At 58.1% G+C, this 15116-nt stretch carries 11 protein-coding genes, 1 tRNA gene and 2 pseudogenes; 6 read left to right on the plus strand and 8 right to left on the minus strand.

Translation table 11 applies throughout. The features are described 5' to 3' along the window. The 3 genes and pseudogenes from GRI58_RS13905 to GRI58_RS15955 form a co-directional block, all read left to right on the plus strand. Positions 1–96, plus strand: a pseudogene (locus tag GRI58_RS13905) (transposase); the annotation flags it as partial. A 473-nt stretch (positions 97–569) separates the two neighbouring features. Beyond that, positions 570–818 carry an antitoxin Xre/MbcA/ParS toxin-binding domain-containing protein gene (locus GRI58_RS13910; RefSeq protein ID WP_160754215.1) on the plus strand — a complete coding sequence of 83 codons (249 nt, stop codon included), beginning with the start codon at positions 570–572 and terminating at the stop codon, positions 816–818. Positions 819–1262: 444 nt separating this feature from the next. Continuing rightward, complete coding sequence (locus GRI58_RS15955) at positions 1263–1493, plus strand: transposase (protein ID WP_419957053.1); 231 nt, start codon at positions 1263–1265, stop codon at positions 1491–1493. A gap of 467 nt (positions 1494–1960) precedes the next feature. Here GRI58_RS15955 and GRI58_RS13920 read toward each other — a convergent pair whose 3' ends face one another. Then, a complete protein-coding gene (locus tag GRI58_RS13920; protein ID WP_160754216.1) occupies positions 1961–3079 on the minus strand; it encodes a LysR family transcriptional regulator in 1119 nt (372 codons plus the stop codon). A gap of 371 nt (positions 3080–3450) precedes the next feature. On the opposite strand from GRI58_RS13920, the gene GRI58_RS13925 reads away from it, so the two are divergent. After that, the gene (locus tag GRI58_RS13925; protein ID WP_160754217.1) at positions 3451–3876 is read left to right on the plus strand and encodes a winged helix DNA-binding protein; all 426 of its coding nucleotides are present in this window, start codon (positions 3451–3453) and stop codon (positions 3874–3876) included. 61 nt (positions 3877–3937) lie between these two features. Here GRI58_RS13925 and GRI58_RS15720 read toward each other — a convergent pair. Beyond that, a pseudogene (locus tag GRI58_RS15720) lies at positions 3938–4342 on the minus strand (site-specific integrase); the annotation flags it as partial. A gap of 226 nt (positions 4343–4568) precedes the next feature. Between GRI58_RS15720 and GRI58_RS13930 the strand changes: the two are divergent. After that, positions 4569–5669, plus strand: a complete 1101-nt coding sequence (locus GRI58_RS13930; protein WP_160754218.1) for an NAD(P)H-dependent flavin oxidoreductase — start codon at positions 4569–4571, stop codon at positions 5667–5669. Positions 5670–5909: 240 nt separating this feature from the next. Here GRI58_RS13930 and GRI58_RS13935 read toward each other — a convergent pair whose 3' ends face one another. The 4 genes from GRI58_RS13935 to GRI58_RS13950 all read right to left on the minus strand — a co-directional run bounded on the left by GRI58_RS13935 (position 5910) and on the right by GRI58_RS13950 (position 10024). Continuing rightward, positions 5910–7226, minus strand: a complete 1317-nt coding sequence (locus GRI58_RS13935; protein ID WP_160754219.1) for a DUF4139 domain-containing protein — start codon at positions 7224–7226, stop codon at positions 5910–5912. A gap of 299 nt (positions 7227–7525) precedes the next feature. Next, a complete protein-coding gene (locus tag GRI58_RS13940) occupies positions 7526–8917 on the minus strand; it encodes a DUF4139 domain-containing protein (RefSeq protein WP_160754220.1) in 1392 nt (463 codons plus the stop codon). Between the two features lie 419 nt (positions 8918–9336). Continuing rightward, positions 9337–9564, minus strand: a complete 228-nt coding sequence (locus tag GRI58_RS13945; RefSeq protein ID WP_160754221.1) for a hypothetical protein — start codon at positions 9562–9564, stop codon at positions 9337–9339. A gap of 383 nt (positions 9565–9947) precedes the next feature. Further along, positions 9948–10024: transfer RNA gene (locus tag GRI58_RS13950), tRNA-Arg, on the minus strand. A 58-nt stretch (positions 10025–10082) separates the two neighbouring features. Between GRI58_RS13950 and GRI58_RS13955 the strand changes: the two genes are divergently transcribed. Then, positions 10083–10841: a queuosine precursor transporter gene (locus tag GRI58_RS13955; protein WP_337190990.1), complete on the plus strand. Its 759-nt coding sequence runs from the start codon at positions 10083–10085 to the stop codon at positions 10839–10841. 64 nt (positions 10842–10905) lie between these two features. On the opposite strand, the gene GRI58_RS13960 is transcribed toward GRI58_RS13955, so the two are convergent. Then, entirely contained in the window at positions 10906–13950 is a 3045-nt protein-coding gene (locus GRI58_RS13960; RefSeq protein WP_237452328.1) for a TonB-dependent receptor, read from the minus strand. Positions 13951–14059: 109 nt separating this feature from the next. Continuing rightward, positions 14060–15073, minus strand: coding sequence for a P-type DNA transfer ATPase VirB11 (gene virB11 / locus GRI58_RS13965; protein ID WP_237452333.1), 1014 nt, complete (start codon positions 15071–15073; stop codon positions 14060–14062). Between the last annotated feature and the right edge of the window lie 43 nt (positions 15074–15116).

The raw sequence follows: 15116 nt of genomic DNA on the forward strand, positions 1-15116 counted from the left end.
GTGCGCTTCGGCTGCGTGTTGGCCGATGCCGGCTATGGGCTGTCCGCTCCGTTCCGGCAGGCGCTGAGCGCACGCGGCCTTTGCTGGGCAGTGGGTACACGACCATGAAGGCGCCGCGGCCCGCGATCGAATACGACTTCGCCATCAATGCCTTTCGAAAAATCCCATCTCGCCAGTTCGGTCCACCGGTTGTTCCTCCATTCGGCAATCCACGGGTCTTCGAGCTTGCTGTTGAAGTGGCCTCGGCTCTCTTCCGAGGAAGCCAGGAAGACCCGATCGATCGCGAGTGGTTCCGGCAAGCTTGGCCCGGGTCGTCCGGCCACCACATCGTTCTCGAAGTCCGCGGCGCCCGTGACCAAGTCGAGTGTGACACGGATTCCGGCCCATTGCCGGCGATCGCCCCCCCTACGCAGCGTCGCGCGAGAAGTGTTGCCGTCCCGCTCGAGTTAAATCACCAACCCGTCAACCGTGACGCTCAGCGCGATTAACCGCGAGTGCAAGGTGAATGGACGCGTCTCCTATGAACGCGTCCTCGGAATTAGCGACACTCCTTCAAGCAGGACGGGGGCATGAAGCCAACGAATTGCTGCGAGGGTGTGCATCTTGTAGGCACCACTGGAGAGCCATCCAGGCGCGCTGCCTTGGATGCAGCAACGCGCATTTGCGCTGGCGACCATTTGACCACCATCTTCTTCATGAACAAGATCCATCCCTGGCTGGATGGCCACACGCCTCTCGAAAGTGCCGAGCAGTCAGAGCAAGGTCTTGAGTTCGTCATCGATATGATCGGTGCAATCGAAACCGGGGTTCACATCTGATGAGCAAGCCCACAGTTGAATCAGAAAGTACGAACAGAGATAGCGCTTGCCTTCGTGCTTTCGGCAATATTGCAGCGCATTGGGACATGACCGTTTCAGAGCAATGCCCACTCCTCGGAGTCGACGGCAAAGAGGTCCTGCAGGATTGGATGAAGCGTGCTCGAGCAGGCGATGACATTTCGCTCCCTGAGGACGTTTTGGAAGGCATCGGCTGTGTCCTCTCGATTTATGCCTCGTTGGTAATCCTGCTCAGTCATGAGCGATCGAAAGGTTGGGTGCGGGCGCCCAATCGAGCTCCGCTATTTCAAGTCAGGTGCGCAATGTCCCTGATGACGAGCGGAAATCGAAAGGACATGGAAGATGTCGCTCGGTACTTGCTGAGCGAACGCTGCAGATGAGTATACCGATGAACACCCCGTATTTAACGGTCTGAATGACGATTACATTCACCTTCGCGTCAACCACATCGCTGGCGAGTATGTCCGTCACTTCCTTATCCATACCAATGGCGTCGAAGGTGTATGGGCTCTGTTCAAGCGTCAGATCGTGGGAACGCACCACTACCTTTCGCCTAAGCATATCGGGCGCTATCTCTCCGAAATGACATGGCGCTTCAACGCTCGCGCGATGGAAGAAGGCGAACGGGTAGCCCATTGTCGTTCTCCTCGGCCTTGATTGGCCTTGAGGAGAACGGTCGCAACTTGGCGGCTAGTGGGCCTAAATCTGACCATCCGTTTTATGGCATCGGAACTGACGAAGCTGACATTGGTCGAACCAATTGCGGCCGGCCGGACCTTGCCCAGACGGGAGCGATGCACACTCCGCCCATCCCGCGGTCCTCACCAGCAACTCCGATGTATGGTGATTTTATTGTGTGATTCCAAAGCAACGAAATGCCCCATTTCACAAGCAATCACACCGGCGCGCCATCCGCGGTAAGCTGGTACATCTAGCCAGCCAGCCCGAGCGACCAGAGAGGTGCCAAATACCGATAAAGCGCATCTAGACTGGAGGCGTATGCCGCAAATGACGAGATCGGCCGGCTTGACGGGGCATGTTGTCCGGCATGCCGATCTTCATTGTCGAAGAAAGCCGTCATCAGGGTGTGCGTGGAGTCCAAAACTTGCGCGTGACAACCACGATCAAGGCTTGGCCAGCACATCTCCCAGGAGCGGCTCGAACAGCCGCACGACCTTGCCTTCGCGGCGTGCCGACGGACCGGCGAATTCTCGCGGGTGGACGAATTCGGAGCGGAAGAACGGGTATTGGCCGGGATCGAAGATTTCCTTGAGCCAGTCGATCGTCGTTCTGACGGGCAGGGAATCGGCCGCTTCGGGACGAAAATAATAGAACAGGTCGAACTTGAGCTGGAACGGCAGGTCGATCGGTACCAGCGAGCGGGTCACGGCAAGCGAATAGGTCGGCATCCAGGCGATCCCCGCGCCGGTCGCCACCGCCCAGAACAGCGCCAGGCTGGAATTGGTGCGTAAGGGCAGGAACCCTGGCGGCCGCTCGGTCCCGACCATCTGGTCGAGTAGCGATGATTTCACTCCCGGTGCAACCTGTTCGATATAGCGGTGCGCCAGCAAATCATCCATCGTCTCGGGCGCGCCATTTGCGGCGATATAGTCGCGCGAAGCGAACGCCATGAAGTGGACCGTGGCGAGGCGCGCGACGATAAGATCGGGATTGGTCGGCCGGTGCCACAAGATGCCGACATCGACCTGGTCGCTGCGCTCGCTCTGAACATCGTAGTCGCACAGTAGCGTCACGGTGAGATCAGGCATCTGCTCTTGTAATTCGAGCAGACGCGGTGTCAGCCAACCCGATCCGAGCGCTTCGCTGGCACCGATGCGGATCTCCCCGGGAGAAATCAGCCGGTGTCCGCGCACTTGGCCCAGGCCCTCCGAAGCCCGGCTATGCATCTTGAGCACCACCGGATGCAGGCCGGCTCCAGCTGGGGTCAGGATAATGCCATTAACCGAGCGCTCGAACAGGCTGGTCTCCAGCGCATTTTCGAGCCGTTCGATCCGGTTGCGCACCGTATTGACCGACAGTTTCTCGCTCTTCGCGGCGGCGCGGAAGCTCCCGGCCCGCGCCACCTCGACGAACAGCTTCAGGTCGTCCCAGCGCGCCCGATCGAGCGATCTCCCGAATTCCTCGGTGGGTGAATGCCGAACAGGTTGAACACCGTGTTCAGATTTACGGATCGCCGGTTCCTGCATGATCTTGCCTACACTCGCCAAATTAGGAAACGCCATCCCAAGGGGGGTCGCCCATGAAGTTAAATCACGACCTGCATTTCTCCGGCAAGGCCGATGCAATGGCCTTTGCGCCTGATTTCTATCGGCTGCTCGGCCCACGATGCTGTGCGCGCGAAACCATTGCGATCGCCCGCCGGGAAGGCGGTCGAACAAGCTGTAGGGCTTGTCAATCGTCTGTCTCTCGGAATTAAAGTTTCGCGAGGTGGTGCTCGATCTCGATTGCATGTCTCCGATGGCCTTAGGCGATGGTCCGTTCTGCCTGAATCGCCCCGAGCGATACTGGTTTGAGAACGGACCGCTCTACGATTCGGTGCTTCATGCTGAAGTGCTCCGCTCAATGACAAATGTACCTTCAGGAACTGTCTGACATGGCTTCGCAGGAGCACATAGCAGAGCGCCCGACCGCACCGTCCTATCACGACGACGCACATTCGGCATATCGCACGCACTTGCCGAGAGCGGGAGAACGTAGCCTGCGGGTCAAGAAAGCCCGCAGGCTTTATCGCCAACGCCGTAACCGCGAGGCGACTATGGGGTACGACCTGTTCGGCGAACCGGCCTGGGATATATTGCTTACGCTGTTTGTTGCCCATCATACAAACCAAGAGATGACTGCGAGCAGGGTCTGCATCAGCGCAGCGACATCGACGTCCACCGCTTTGAGGCACCTGAATATGCTCGAAGACCGCGGCCTCGTGAGCAGCACCCGGGATGCCAATGACGGTCGCAAACGATATGTGACCCTCACTGCTGTGGCCCTGGCGAATGTCGAAAACTTTCTCGACAGTATTTAGGCCCACCGCGACAGGCCTGCTTTATCGCTGTGACCCACTCATCTACCAGACGTGCGTACTAGCGCGTGCTCATGTGACCGGCATGATCGATCCTGCTTGGAAATAGATAGTCGGTGATCGACCCGCACCGACGCTCCAGCCACGAAAGCAGCGTTGCACGAACATCTGCGGTCAATTCAAACTGGACCGGGCGACTTGTCTTCTGCTGGATCACGATCGCTCGGGTGCGGACGTCTGCCCCGGCTACGACGTCGCCGATCTTGATCTTGACCAGGTCGCAGCCGCGCAGCTTGCTGTCGATTGCGAGATCGAAAAGCGCCTAGTCTCGCAGCCGTCCCTCTCGATCGAGATGAAAGCGTATTGCCCAGATCTGCTTCTGCGTCAGTGGTCGCTTTGTGCCAACGGTCTTGCCGGCATTCCATGCCGCGCGCGCCTGCATGGCGGGGTCAAATCTCGAATAGCCCATTGTCGTTCTCCGAGGCCTTGATTGGCCATGAGGAGAACGGTCGCAGCTTGGCGGCTTGTGGGCCGTGTCCTGCCTGTCCAGTTTCAGGCAAAACGAGTAGTGAAGCTGCCGTTCGCATGAACCAGTGCATGAGTCGGCTGGCGCCGACGAGGCTGCCATTCACACGGCACCCATTCCAGTGCATAAGCGGACTATCATTCAGATCAAATCTGTTCGCTGCATGCCTATGTCCTTTATCGATCAGCTCAACCTCACAGTGCCATTGGTTCAGGCCCCAATGGCGGGTGTCTCGACGCCCTCGCTGGCAGCTGCAGTGTCTGAAGCGGGTGGACTTGGCTCGATTGGCGTAGGCGCTACTGACGCCGCCGGCGCGCGGGCAATGATTCAAGAATTACGCGGTCGCACGAAGCGGGCCTTTAATGTGAACCTGTTCGTCCACGGTAATGCTAAGGCGGATTCCGATCGGGAGGCCTCGTGGCTCGAATGGCTTGCGCCACGATTTGCGGAATTCGGAGCGGAGCCTCCACCATCACTCCGCACTATCTACAAAAGCTTTGCCGAGGATCCCGAGATGCTGTCGGCAGTCTTGGAACTGGCGCCACCGGTCGTCAGCTTTCACTTCGGATTGCCCTCGGCTGACACGTTGTCTCTATTGCGTAGGCACGGCGTCTACTTGATGGCGACCGCGACCAGCCTTGAGGAGGCTCGTGCGATCAAGGCCGCCGGTATCGACGCGATCGTCGCGCAGGGCATCGAGGCGGGCGGTCATCGAGGCGTATTCGATCCCACCGCGCCAGATGATGCGTTGAGCACCCTTGCACTGACCCGATTGCTAGTTCGAGAGCTTGACTTGCCGGTCGTCGCCGCCGGTGGAATTATGGATGGTGCCGGCATCGCTGCAGCGCTTGATCTCGGCGCAGTTGCGGCGCAACTCGGCACTGCGTTCATAGCGTGCCCGGAGTCAGCTGCGGATCATGCCTATCGGGCGGCGCTGCGTGGTCCGGGCGCATATCACACTATGCTCACATCGCTCATTTCAGGTCGTCCAGCGCGAGCGCTCGCCAACCGCTTCACGGCCCTGGCCGATGAATTGGGAGGACGCGTGCCGCCGGATTATCCGATTGCTTACGATGCCGGCAAAGCTCTCCACGCTGCAGCAAAGGCAAAAGGCGAGCATGGCTTTGGTGCGCAATGGGCCGGACAAGGCGCACCGCTCACCCGCGCCATGCCGGCCGCCAGATTGGTCCAGGCATTGCGCGACGAACTCCAGTACTGCGGATCCGATTTTGCGGCAGGAGAAGTGACGCGAACTGGTTCCGGCAAGTGATGCTCACGCCGAGGGTTGTCTTCAGCCGCTGACAAAGCCGCCATTCGCGACGCCGTGCTTCATCATCAAAACCGGCCACTCGTTCAGACGGGGAATTACCGCGCCTCATGGGCAGTGTGCGGTATCTCAAACGGATGATTTGAGGGCTGTGAGTCGATCATTTCTGAGCGATAGAAGTGCCCAGTTCAACAGAAGGTATTCAGATTGCGATGGCACAAGCGCGTCCTTCGCGTTCCGTGCTCAGGAGTCCGATCCCGAAACTCGCGGTTGTGTAACATATCTGATCACCCGGCTTCCATGCGGCAAGAGCCTGAGCCGAAAGACCGGGAAACCATCTTCGTTTGATACAGGATGATCAGCCCGCACAATCTGGTCAGACGGTTCGACCATAGTCTTCAATTCGAGCGTCACAGCAGTTGCGCCGGCGTTACTGACTTCGACACGGTGGATCAGGCTTGGACTGACCCGACGCAACCAAATGGCGCCGGGAACCAACGGCAATGTCGTGACAGAACGCTCGGTGATTTCACGGCTTTCAAGCGTGTGCCGGATTTCGACATCCGGAGCATCACCAAGCTGCAATTCGATTTTCTCTTGGACTGCTGTGTCTCGGATTCCTGCGTTTCCAAGCAGCAATGGCCGAACACTGCCGCCTTGCAATACAGCAACCCGTCCCGATGGCAGCGGCAAACCAAGATGGTGCGCGGCATCGTTCTTCGTGCGCAGCACAACCTGCGCAGGTTGGAATTCACCGGAGCGATCCTCGTCAATTACCGCACGGTAGATCCGCTCGACGGGTATCTTGGTGCGGTCAAGCAAACGCACCTGCTTGCTCTGCCGAGAGTTGATGTCCGTACGTTCCGGTACATGGTAGAGTTTCAGATCACCGAGTTGCTCTTGCATGACCCTTGAACCCGTTACGACGATCGCGGAATCCATCGATGCAGGCGGGGCAATCGACATCGCGCGACTTTGGACAATGGCGTATTCGCCTTCAGGCGGCGGTAAATCGCTTGTCGATTGGCTGGGCCAACATCTAGCGATGATAGGCTGTGCAAGGTCAATCGGCTGAACCGCTCCGGTGTCCCTCTTTATGCGCCCGGCAACGACATTCGCGTTCGCAGAGACAAATCCCGTGCCATTGCCGTTGGCCAGAGTAATCCAACTGCCAAGATCGATAGTCTTTCCGTCGCGTGCAAGCGTGGCAACATAGTCAGCTGACCAGTCGAAACCGCGCGCGAGATATGAGAGCGTCACAGTGACATCGAGAGCCTGCCTGGCATTTGTCAGGACCGATAGCGTTGGCTTCGCACTCAGACCTTGAGGTGCCAACGAAAACGAAAAGGTTTCGGGCAATCCCGAGCAACGCAGGGCTTCGATACCCTCAGCAGACTGAAAAACTACTCCCCCGTCGGCACCCGACAAGATTCTACCCGGCGTATATTCCGGCCTCCCCGTGGCCGGATTGGTGCGGCGCAACTCGATCGTTTGACCAAGCGAGGCCGCTATCAATGCCGAAGGGCTGAGCAACCTCGCATCGCGGTTCTTCTCGATCACGCCCGAAGGCAGTCCTGTTACTATAACGGTTGCGGTATCGATCCCATCAGCTACGCCTTCGAAGCGAAGTCGGTTGATGCCTCGCGAAAGATGTACCCTGCGGGTTTCGGTTATTAGCGCGAATCCGCCCAGTCGGTTCAGATCGAAGCCGCCCTGCTGGCGATCTGGCGAGCGATAAACCGTAACTGAGACCGATTGGGGGGCGGATGCTACGACATCTTCGGCACTCGCTGCCCCCGTCTCCACGAATGCGGCGGTGAGCAGGAGAAAGAGGGTCATCGCTCGCATAGTCAGTTCCCTCAGAACCGCGAGTCGAACACCGCGTCGACTTCGGCAGTGCCATTGGCAGGCACCTTGACGTGCCATGTCGCGACATCGGCGCTGGTTCGCTCACTCTTCTGGCTTTCTGAAACAATCCGCACATCGCCCCACAAACCATCCTGCATCAGATCGACTGTCACCGCTCGGGGTAGCGCGTTGGTCAGCGTGTACTTCATCGTCGTTTGCCAATGGAACGGGCCGGTTGAGATCCGTTTTACGACCACGGGCTTCACTTTGACGTCGAAGGCATAGCCGGTGGACAATGACAACATGGATCCCATCGGCGTGTGGCTGACCTCACTTTCACCAACGAATTGTGGCTCCCCGCGCTTGTCGCGCATGTAAAAGCGCAGTGTTCCGGCAGGAAGCTGGTCACCAAGCCCCTGATGCCCGCTGGTCGAGAAGCGATAAACGGTTTGCGCACTTTCCGGCTCGTTTGCGCTGCCAAGCCACCTGTTGCTGTATTCATAGCCATGCTGTGCAGGAATTCCGTGAACATCGAGAAAGCTGACCTGCTTGGTCTGTTTCTCGGCGATGGTCGTGCGCTCACCGAGAGGATAGAGATAATAGTCGCCCAAACGTTCACGTGTTCCGCTCTCCGTCCCAGCCTGGACGATCGTTCCACGCGTCTGTCGACGTTGATACTGATTGTATCTGGAGGGCGCATCCACGCCCAAGTTTGGGGAACCCGCAACGAGTATGGTGTCAGCGTTGTCGTACGTCGTTCCGCTGGTGTTGGTCAGCGTTACCCAGCCTTGGACATCAATTGCACCTTCTGCTTCATCGTAAAGCGCGACATAATCGGCATGCCAGCCAAGGCCGGTCGTCAAATAACTTAGGCGAGCGGATCGTTTGCTCGCCTGCCCGGAATCGACAGTCACTGATAATGTCGGTCGAGCGCGCAAATTGTCTGGCACACGGTCGAAGATGACCCGCGTCGGCAATCCATCATCTCGCAAAACTTCGATGTGATTGCCGATCTGCAAAACGACCCCGCCGTTGGTCGCCAATACCTTTGCCTGCTCGCGAGTCTCGGCACCGGTCGCCGGGTTGGTGCGAACAATCGTCACGGTATGGCCCACCGCCTTTTCCATCAGCTTGCCTGGGGTGAGCAGATCGAAATCGAAATTCTGTTCAACGATGCCAATATTCGAAGCCGTCAGTTGAACTGTGGCGGGTTGAATCCGGGCAGAGACATCCGGAAATTCGAGAACCTGCCGTCCCTTCGCAATGTCGAGATGTCGCGCATCCTGAACCAGGGCGATGTCGTTCGAATAGATGGTCACCGATAGATCGCGGTCTTGCGCAGCTGCGGAACTCGCCGCGCAAGCACATGCAAGCGCGAAATATCGTGCATTCCCGAATTTCATGGTTGTCCCCCTCAGTGCTCTCCTTTGACATTCTCTATTGAAAATTTTGCCAAATTGTTAGCGAAAGAAAGGAAGCACCAAATCAGAATAGGGTTTAGCGCTAGAAGCCCAGCATGAGAAGGCGAAGCCATAGGTGATTACGATCTTACCGAGATTAGCTGCTAACGGCTCATTCAACAAACCGGGATCAGTGTCGCGGCCGACCCTCGTCCGTCTAGCGCCTGCCCGGTGATGAGGACACGAATGTGAAAGACTACCATCCGGGCAGATGAGCGCTCGGTCAGTCGCCGCCGACATTGCCGTCGTTCGTTCAGGATCGCACGGTCGTCAAAACCCGCCAGTCGTTCATCTAGCCCTGTTGCCTAAGCCAGAAAGCAGACATCCACCTGAGCTAGCATACGTGATAACGGCTCGCAGCATCACACTTGCGCCAAGTGCATGAAGGTCCAGTCCGGCGGATCAAGCTTTCGCCAGGTCTTGTAAGTGCCGGCGGCGGGAAGGCGTGCATTTGCCTCGCGCAGGTCACCGGTGCCGAGGTCGAAGAAATCGGCGCGGACCGTGGGATTGCTGTAATGGGTCGTAAAGCCGGTGAGCTGCCCGATCGACGTGACGCGCGCAGCTGCCCTCAAGACCGTCCGCTGCCCCATTTTCCCGGTTGTGAAGCTGCCGTTCCGGATCGTCCAAAACTGCAGTCGTTTCCGGTCTCGCATCAGGCGACGTGAACGAACGTCGGCTTCAGCCTAATCCTATCCGATAAGAGACTAACCGGATCGTCGAACGTCACAGCCATTCAGTCGGCTTCGATGTGCCGTCCGCTTTTGGGATCGGGGATGAAGTCACGGAACGACTGATATTAGGGCGCTTAGCCGCCCTCCCGATCATCCTGAAAGAACGGCAGCTTTCGGGTCGCAGCGCGCAGACCTCGAATGGCCGAAATGAAGGCGCAATTCGGACAGGAGCAAAACCTCACGGTCAAGTTTAGCTTGCCTCACGGTCACGGTCAGCTTGTCCGAGGGGCATCGAACGGAAATGGCGCGCCCGGCAGGATTCGAACCTGCGACCACACGCTTAGAAGGCGCGTGCTCTATCCAACTGAGCTACGGGCGCGCTGCCAGCGCCCCATAGCGCGCTTTGCGCCGGTGCCAAATAGCGATAGGCAGCGACTGTGGAACACTCACCCGATAATCGTCCGCTAGACGCCGTCTCCGCCAGTTCGGTCGAGCAGCGACATTTCCGCTATTACGATCTGGTGATGGCGGCATTCGTCGCCATCCTCCTGCTCTCGAACATCATCGGAGCGTCCAAGCCGTCTTACATTACCCTTCCCGGTGGCGAGCAATGGTCGTTCGGCGCCGGGGTGCTGTTTTTTCCGGTCAGCTATATCATCGGTGACGTGCTGACCGAGGTCTATGGTTATGCCAGAGCGCGACGGGTGATCTGGGCGGGTTTCGCCGCATTGATTTTCATGGCTTTCATGAGCTGGGTCGTGGTCAGTCTGCCGCCCGCCGCCGGCTGGGACGGCCAAGCCGCTTACGAGAAAGTTTTCGGCAACACCTGGCGGATTGTCGCTGCATCCATGACCGCATTCTGGGCGGGCGAGTTCGCCAACAGCTTCGTGCTTGCGAAAATGAAGCTCTGGACCAAGGGGAAACATCTCTGGACCCGCACGATCGGTTCTACCGTTGTCGGACAGGGATTGGACAGCGTGATCTTCTATCCTTTGGCCTTCTATGGCCTGGCCGGTTGGCCACCCGAACTGCTCTGGCAGGTTGTCCTGTCGCAATGGGCGATAAAGACGGGTTGGGAAGCGCTGCTGACGCCCGTGACCTATATTGTGGTGGGCTGGCTGAAACGGCGAGAGGGTGTCGAGATATTCGACAGCGACACCGACTTTTCTCCCTTCGGTCGCGCGCAAAAATCATAGCGCCGATGAAAAAGGGCCGGGCAATCGTGCCCGGCCCTCCCCCCTCTTGTTAGGTTCCCGGTTTCTAGAACTTGAAACCGGCGGCGATGCCGTAACGGCGCGGATCGAGGGTGAAGATATTGGTGTAATTGCCCGAGGACTGGTCGGTCACATATTCACCCGTGATCGCATTGCTGTTGGCAATGTTCTGGATGTAACCGCGAATGAACCAGCGATCGTCCGGCCCATCGAGCTGCACCTGAGCGTTGAACTGCGTGTAGCTGGGAATGCGGTTAGCAATCCCGTTGAACACGCTGCCATAAGTCGCGCTCGTCAGAATGGCATCGAAGCGCGGGGTCAGTGTCAGACTACCCAACCCGAAAACATACTGAACACCGGCCGAGGCCTTGAAATCAGGAGCGCCGGGAAGCTTGTTGCCCTTGATATTTACCGGAATGCCAGAAGAATAGACGGTAATCCCGGCTGGATCGAACAGGTTTCCGACAGCTGCGGCCTGCTGCGCCAAAGCGCTACAAACGCTGAATGCTCCGGTGGAAGCGATTCCACCATTGGCAGGGAACGGGACCGTACCCTGCAACTGCGCACCAGTCGATGCTGCAATCCCCGCATTGATCGTGTTGACGAACGCGTTCGCTCCGGCGGCGTTACCTGCCGTATTCGGCGCCACTGCACAGTTCGCGCCGTTGCTGATATCCTTGATGATAACGGCATCGGCCCGCCCTCCGCCGAAATCGCGTGGATTTGACAGATAGGTGTCGCCAGCAACCGCCGTATGCAGATAGCTGAAGTTGGCATTGACCGTCATCGCGGGTGCCGGCTTGATAACTGCCTCCAGCTCGGCACCGTAAATATTGGCATTCACGTTGTCGTTGACCGAGGTACGGGCAACGATGCGCGACAGCTGCAAATCCTTGTATTTGTAGTAAAAAGCCGTCGCATTGATTTCAAGTGGGCCAAACCGGTTCTTCGAACCCAGTTCAAAGGCATCGATCGATTCCGGTCGGAATGAGACCGGCACATCGAACACCGGCGAGAGTGGCGGATTGATGCCACCCGATTTGTAACCTCGCGAGTACGAGAAATAGAGCAGGTTGTTCGGCGTGATCTGATAATCGATCACCGCTCGGCCAGTCACTCGCGAGAAGCTCACCTGATTGGATTGCACAGCCTCGCAGCCAGCAGCCGATCCGATTGCACCGGGCACAGCCGTGCCGGGCGTCGAACAGGTTGTGGCAGGGTCGGCATCGAATCCAGCCGCATACGGCGAAGCGAACGCATTATCGAGGCCATAAGGCACGAGGAAATTAAACACCGTAGTGCGCGCAGACACATCCTTGGCATCGTGGTTGAACCGCAGGCCAAGCGTAAGCTTCAGCTTGTCGCTCGCCTGATAGTAGGCTTCTCCGAAAATGCCGTAAGAGTTCAACGTATAGTCGAGAGTATGGTTCTGGTACATCGGCGGACCGAGGTAAACCGGTCCGGTTTGGGCGGTGGTATTCAACGCGCCAATCAGCCCAGAGAAATAATCCAGACCGAAAGAGTCGACGTAGTAGCTGTTTTCTGTGTTCTTGAAGTGCGCGTAGATGCCGCCCAACAGGAAATTGAACTTTCCATCCCAGTCTGACGACAGAATGCCCTCCACATCATAGCTGTAGTCAGTGTTGACCGAGCGATCGAAGGACAACGGCGTTTGCGAGCAGGCGGAATGACCGCCAAAAATGCCGGTACCGTCAATAGTGGGAAGCGAAGTACAAACCGGTCCGTTCGCACCTTGCGGCAGAAACGCATTGTAGAATGGAGTGATTACCGCTGCCAGACCAGGACCGAATTGTCCGCCTGCCGCTGCTGCCAGATTGTTAAAAGTTGGTTGGTACACCGCCCGGTTCTGCAGGGCATTGTTATAGTCCTGCAACGAATCCACAGCGACATCTTGGTACGTACCGGAAAGCTTGAAATTGAGCCCTCCGCCCAGTTCCTGCTTGATCGACGCCTGCAGTATCGTCTCACGTGTGTAATACTGCGGCGTGAATGCGGTATAAATCTTGCGCGGATCAGCCGGGTTGAGCGCGTTTGCAAACGCGTTCGAAGATGGCGACAGATCGCCCAACGCCAAAAGGCTGTTGAGCGGGGCCGGGACGCCGTTGAGGGCTAGCAATTGCTGCGACGTCAGAACGCCCGCAAGGGTCGAATTGCTGTTGGTCACGCCATTGGTCAGCACGCCGTTAAGGCAGCCCAGGACGCCGGTCGGATCAGGCTGGCAATATTGCTTCTGGATCCGCATGCGATCGTCCTTCTCGCGGAAGAACTGTCCCATCAGGTCGATCTGGGTGGTCGACGTCGGCTCCCACCGCAACGATCCGCGGAAGCCATACATATCACGCCCGTCGATGCGCGTATTGTTGTAGAGATTTTCCGTGAACCCGTCGCGCTTGAGGTAATATCCCGCCGCGCGAACTGCCAGCGTATCGGTGATGGGCAGGTTGATCATGCCCTTCACCTTCTTGGAATTATAATTGCCGTAATCGCCTTCGAGCGAGGCGTGAATGCCGGTCATGTCGGGCTTGGCGGTGATGAAATCGACCACGCCCGAAGTAGCGTTGCGCCCGAACAGTGTCCCTTGCGGACCGCGCAGTACCTGTACCTGGGCGAGGTCGTAGAACTCGCTTTCGAAGATACGGGTCGCGAACAAGGGCTGATCGTTCATCGCGATAGCGGTCGCCGCATCGCAGGTCACACCGGTACAAAGATCGCCGATGCCGCGGATGGTAAAGCTGGCGGAAGTGAAGTTGGTCTTGGTGAAGGTGACATTCGGCAGTGTCAGCTGAAGATCGCTGGTGGTCTTGATCTGCTGCTTTTCGAGTGCCTGCGCGTCGAATGCACTGACAGCGATCGGAACGTTCTGCAGCGCCTCGTTACGGCGCTGTGCGGTCACGATAATGACCGGAGGTTCGCTTGATGGAGAGGGTGTTGCGGCCGTTCTCGTCGTGGAGGTCTGGCCGTTGTCATTATTGTCTTGAGCTTGTGCCGGAATGGCAATCGCAGCCGCGCACGCGCCTGCCATTAGGGTGGCTAATACCCGCATGTAATCCTCTCCTAACTTTTCCGCCATTGCCTTTTCGTGGCAATTTGCAACGCGAAGCTAACACAGATTACGTGCAGGACAAGTTGCAGCGCAGCATTATTGCGCAAATCGCAATGCTGTTGCGATTTGGCCGCAATCAGCGGCTTGGCGCGGCCTTGAGCAGCGTGCGGCTTTCGGAGATCTGGGTGATACCGCGCTTGCCGTTTCCGTCACGTCCGAGTTGGACGATCACATCGATCACGCTCGCCGCATAGGCGATGGTGTCGGAACGCGTGAGCCCGATCCCGGTCTGCATCACCATAAGAGATAGCTGTTCTAGCGCCCCGCGCAGCGAGTTGGCGTGGATGGTGGAGAAGCTACCCGGATGGCCGGTATTGATCGCACGCAGGAAGGATACACTTTCCGCTCCGCGCAGCTCGCCCAGTACGATCCGGTCAGGCCGTAGACGCAGCGCCGCCTGCAGCAATTCGTTGGCGGTAACCTTGGCTTCGCCAAGTTCGCCCTTCACGGCAACCAGACCGACACCGTTTTCGCCGGGCAATTTCAGCTCTGGCGTATCCTCTACCAATACGACGCGCTCGTGCCCGGGAATCTCGCCCAGCATGGCGTTGAGAAAAGTGGTCTTACCGGTACTGGTACCGCCGGAAATCAGGATCGTCCGCTTCTGCCGGATCGCTTCGCGCAGGAAGGCGATCGGGTGCTCTTGCGGATTAGGCATCGGAGAAGGCTTCGCCGAAGTCAGTGGTCCGGTATCATAGGCATCGAGCGGCAAATCGAGCCGGCGATGGCGACGGATCGCCATTGCCCAGTGCTTGCGCGCGGCGGGAGGACCGCAGAACTGGACGCGCGCGCCATCGGGCAAGGTCGCCCCTAGCAGCGGGTGTTCGCGATTGATCCCCTGATGGCTGACGCGGGCGACCTGCTCTGCAAGCCGCTGGATAAGGCGGTCGTCAATTTCGCGGCGGATGATCTTGCGCATCCCGGGATCGTTGGCATCCTCAACCCAGACCTCACCTGGCCGATTGACGATGATCTCCGTAACGCTGTCTCGGTCGAGCCATTCGCGGAACGGCGCCAGATAGGCATCGAGATAGACACTGCGTTCGCCATGCAGATCAACCGGCGGAACATCGTCCACCGGCTCGTCCATTGCGATTGCTCTGATCTCGGCAGTCATATCCAGCGCCCGCCGA

This window comes from Qipengyuania algicida (assembly GCF_009828025.1).
Lineage (GTDB): Bacteria > Pseudomonadota > Alphaproteobacteria > Sphingomonadales > Sphingomonadaceae > Qipengyuania > Qipengyuania algicida.

What these genes read in the sequence shown, in the direction of transcription:
- GRI58_RS13910 (WP_160754215.1), top strand. Translation starts at nt 570, where the DNA reads ATGAAGCCAACGAATTGCTGCGAGGGTGTGCATCTTGTAGGCACCACT.
- GRI58_RS13920 (WP_160754216.1), bottom strand. Translation starts at nt 3,079, where the DNA reads ATGGCGTTTCCTAATTTGGCGAGTGTAGGCAAGATCATGCAGGAACCG.
- GRI58_RS13925 (WP_160754217.1), top strand. Translation starts at nt 3,451, where the DNA reads ATGGCTTCGCAGGAGCACATAGCAGAGCGCCCGACCGCACCGTCCTAT.
- GRI58_RS13930 (WP_160754218.1), top strand. Translation starts at nt 4,569, where the DNA reads ATGTCCTTTATCGATCAGCTCAACCTCACAGTGCCATTGGTTCAGGCC.
- GRI58_RS13940 (WP_160754220.1), bottom strand. Translation starts at nt 8,917, where the DNA reads ATGAAATTCGGGAATGCACGATATTTCGCGCTTGCATGTGCTTGCGCG.
- GRI58_RS13945 (WP_160754221.1), bottom strand. Translation starts at nt 9,564, where the DNA reads ATGGGGCAGCGGACGGTCTTGAGGGCAGCTGCGCGCGTCACGTCGATC.
- GRI58_RS13960 (WP_237452328.1), bottom strand. Translation starts at nt 13,950, where the DNA reads ATGGCGGAAAAGTTAGGAGAGGATTACATGCGGGTATTAGCCACCCTA.
- virB11 (WP_237452333.1), bottom strand. Translation starts at nt 15,073, where the DNA reads ATGGACGAGCCGGTGGACGATGTTCCGCCGGTTGATCTGCATGGCGAA.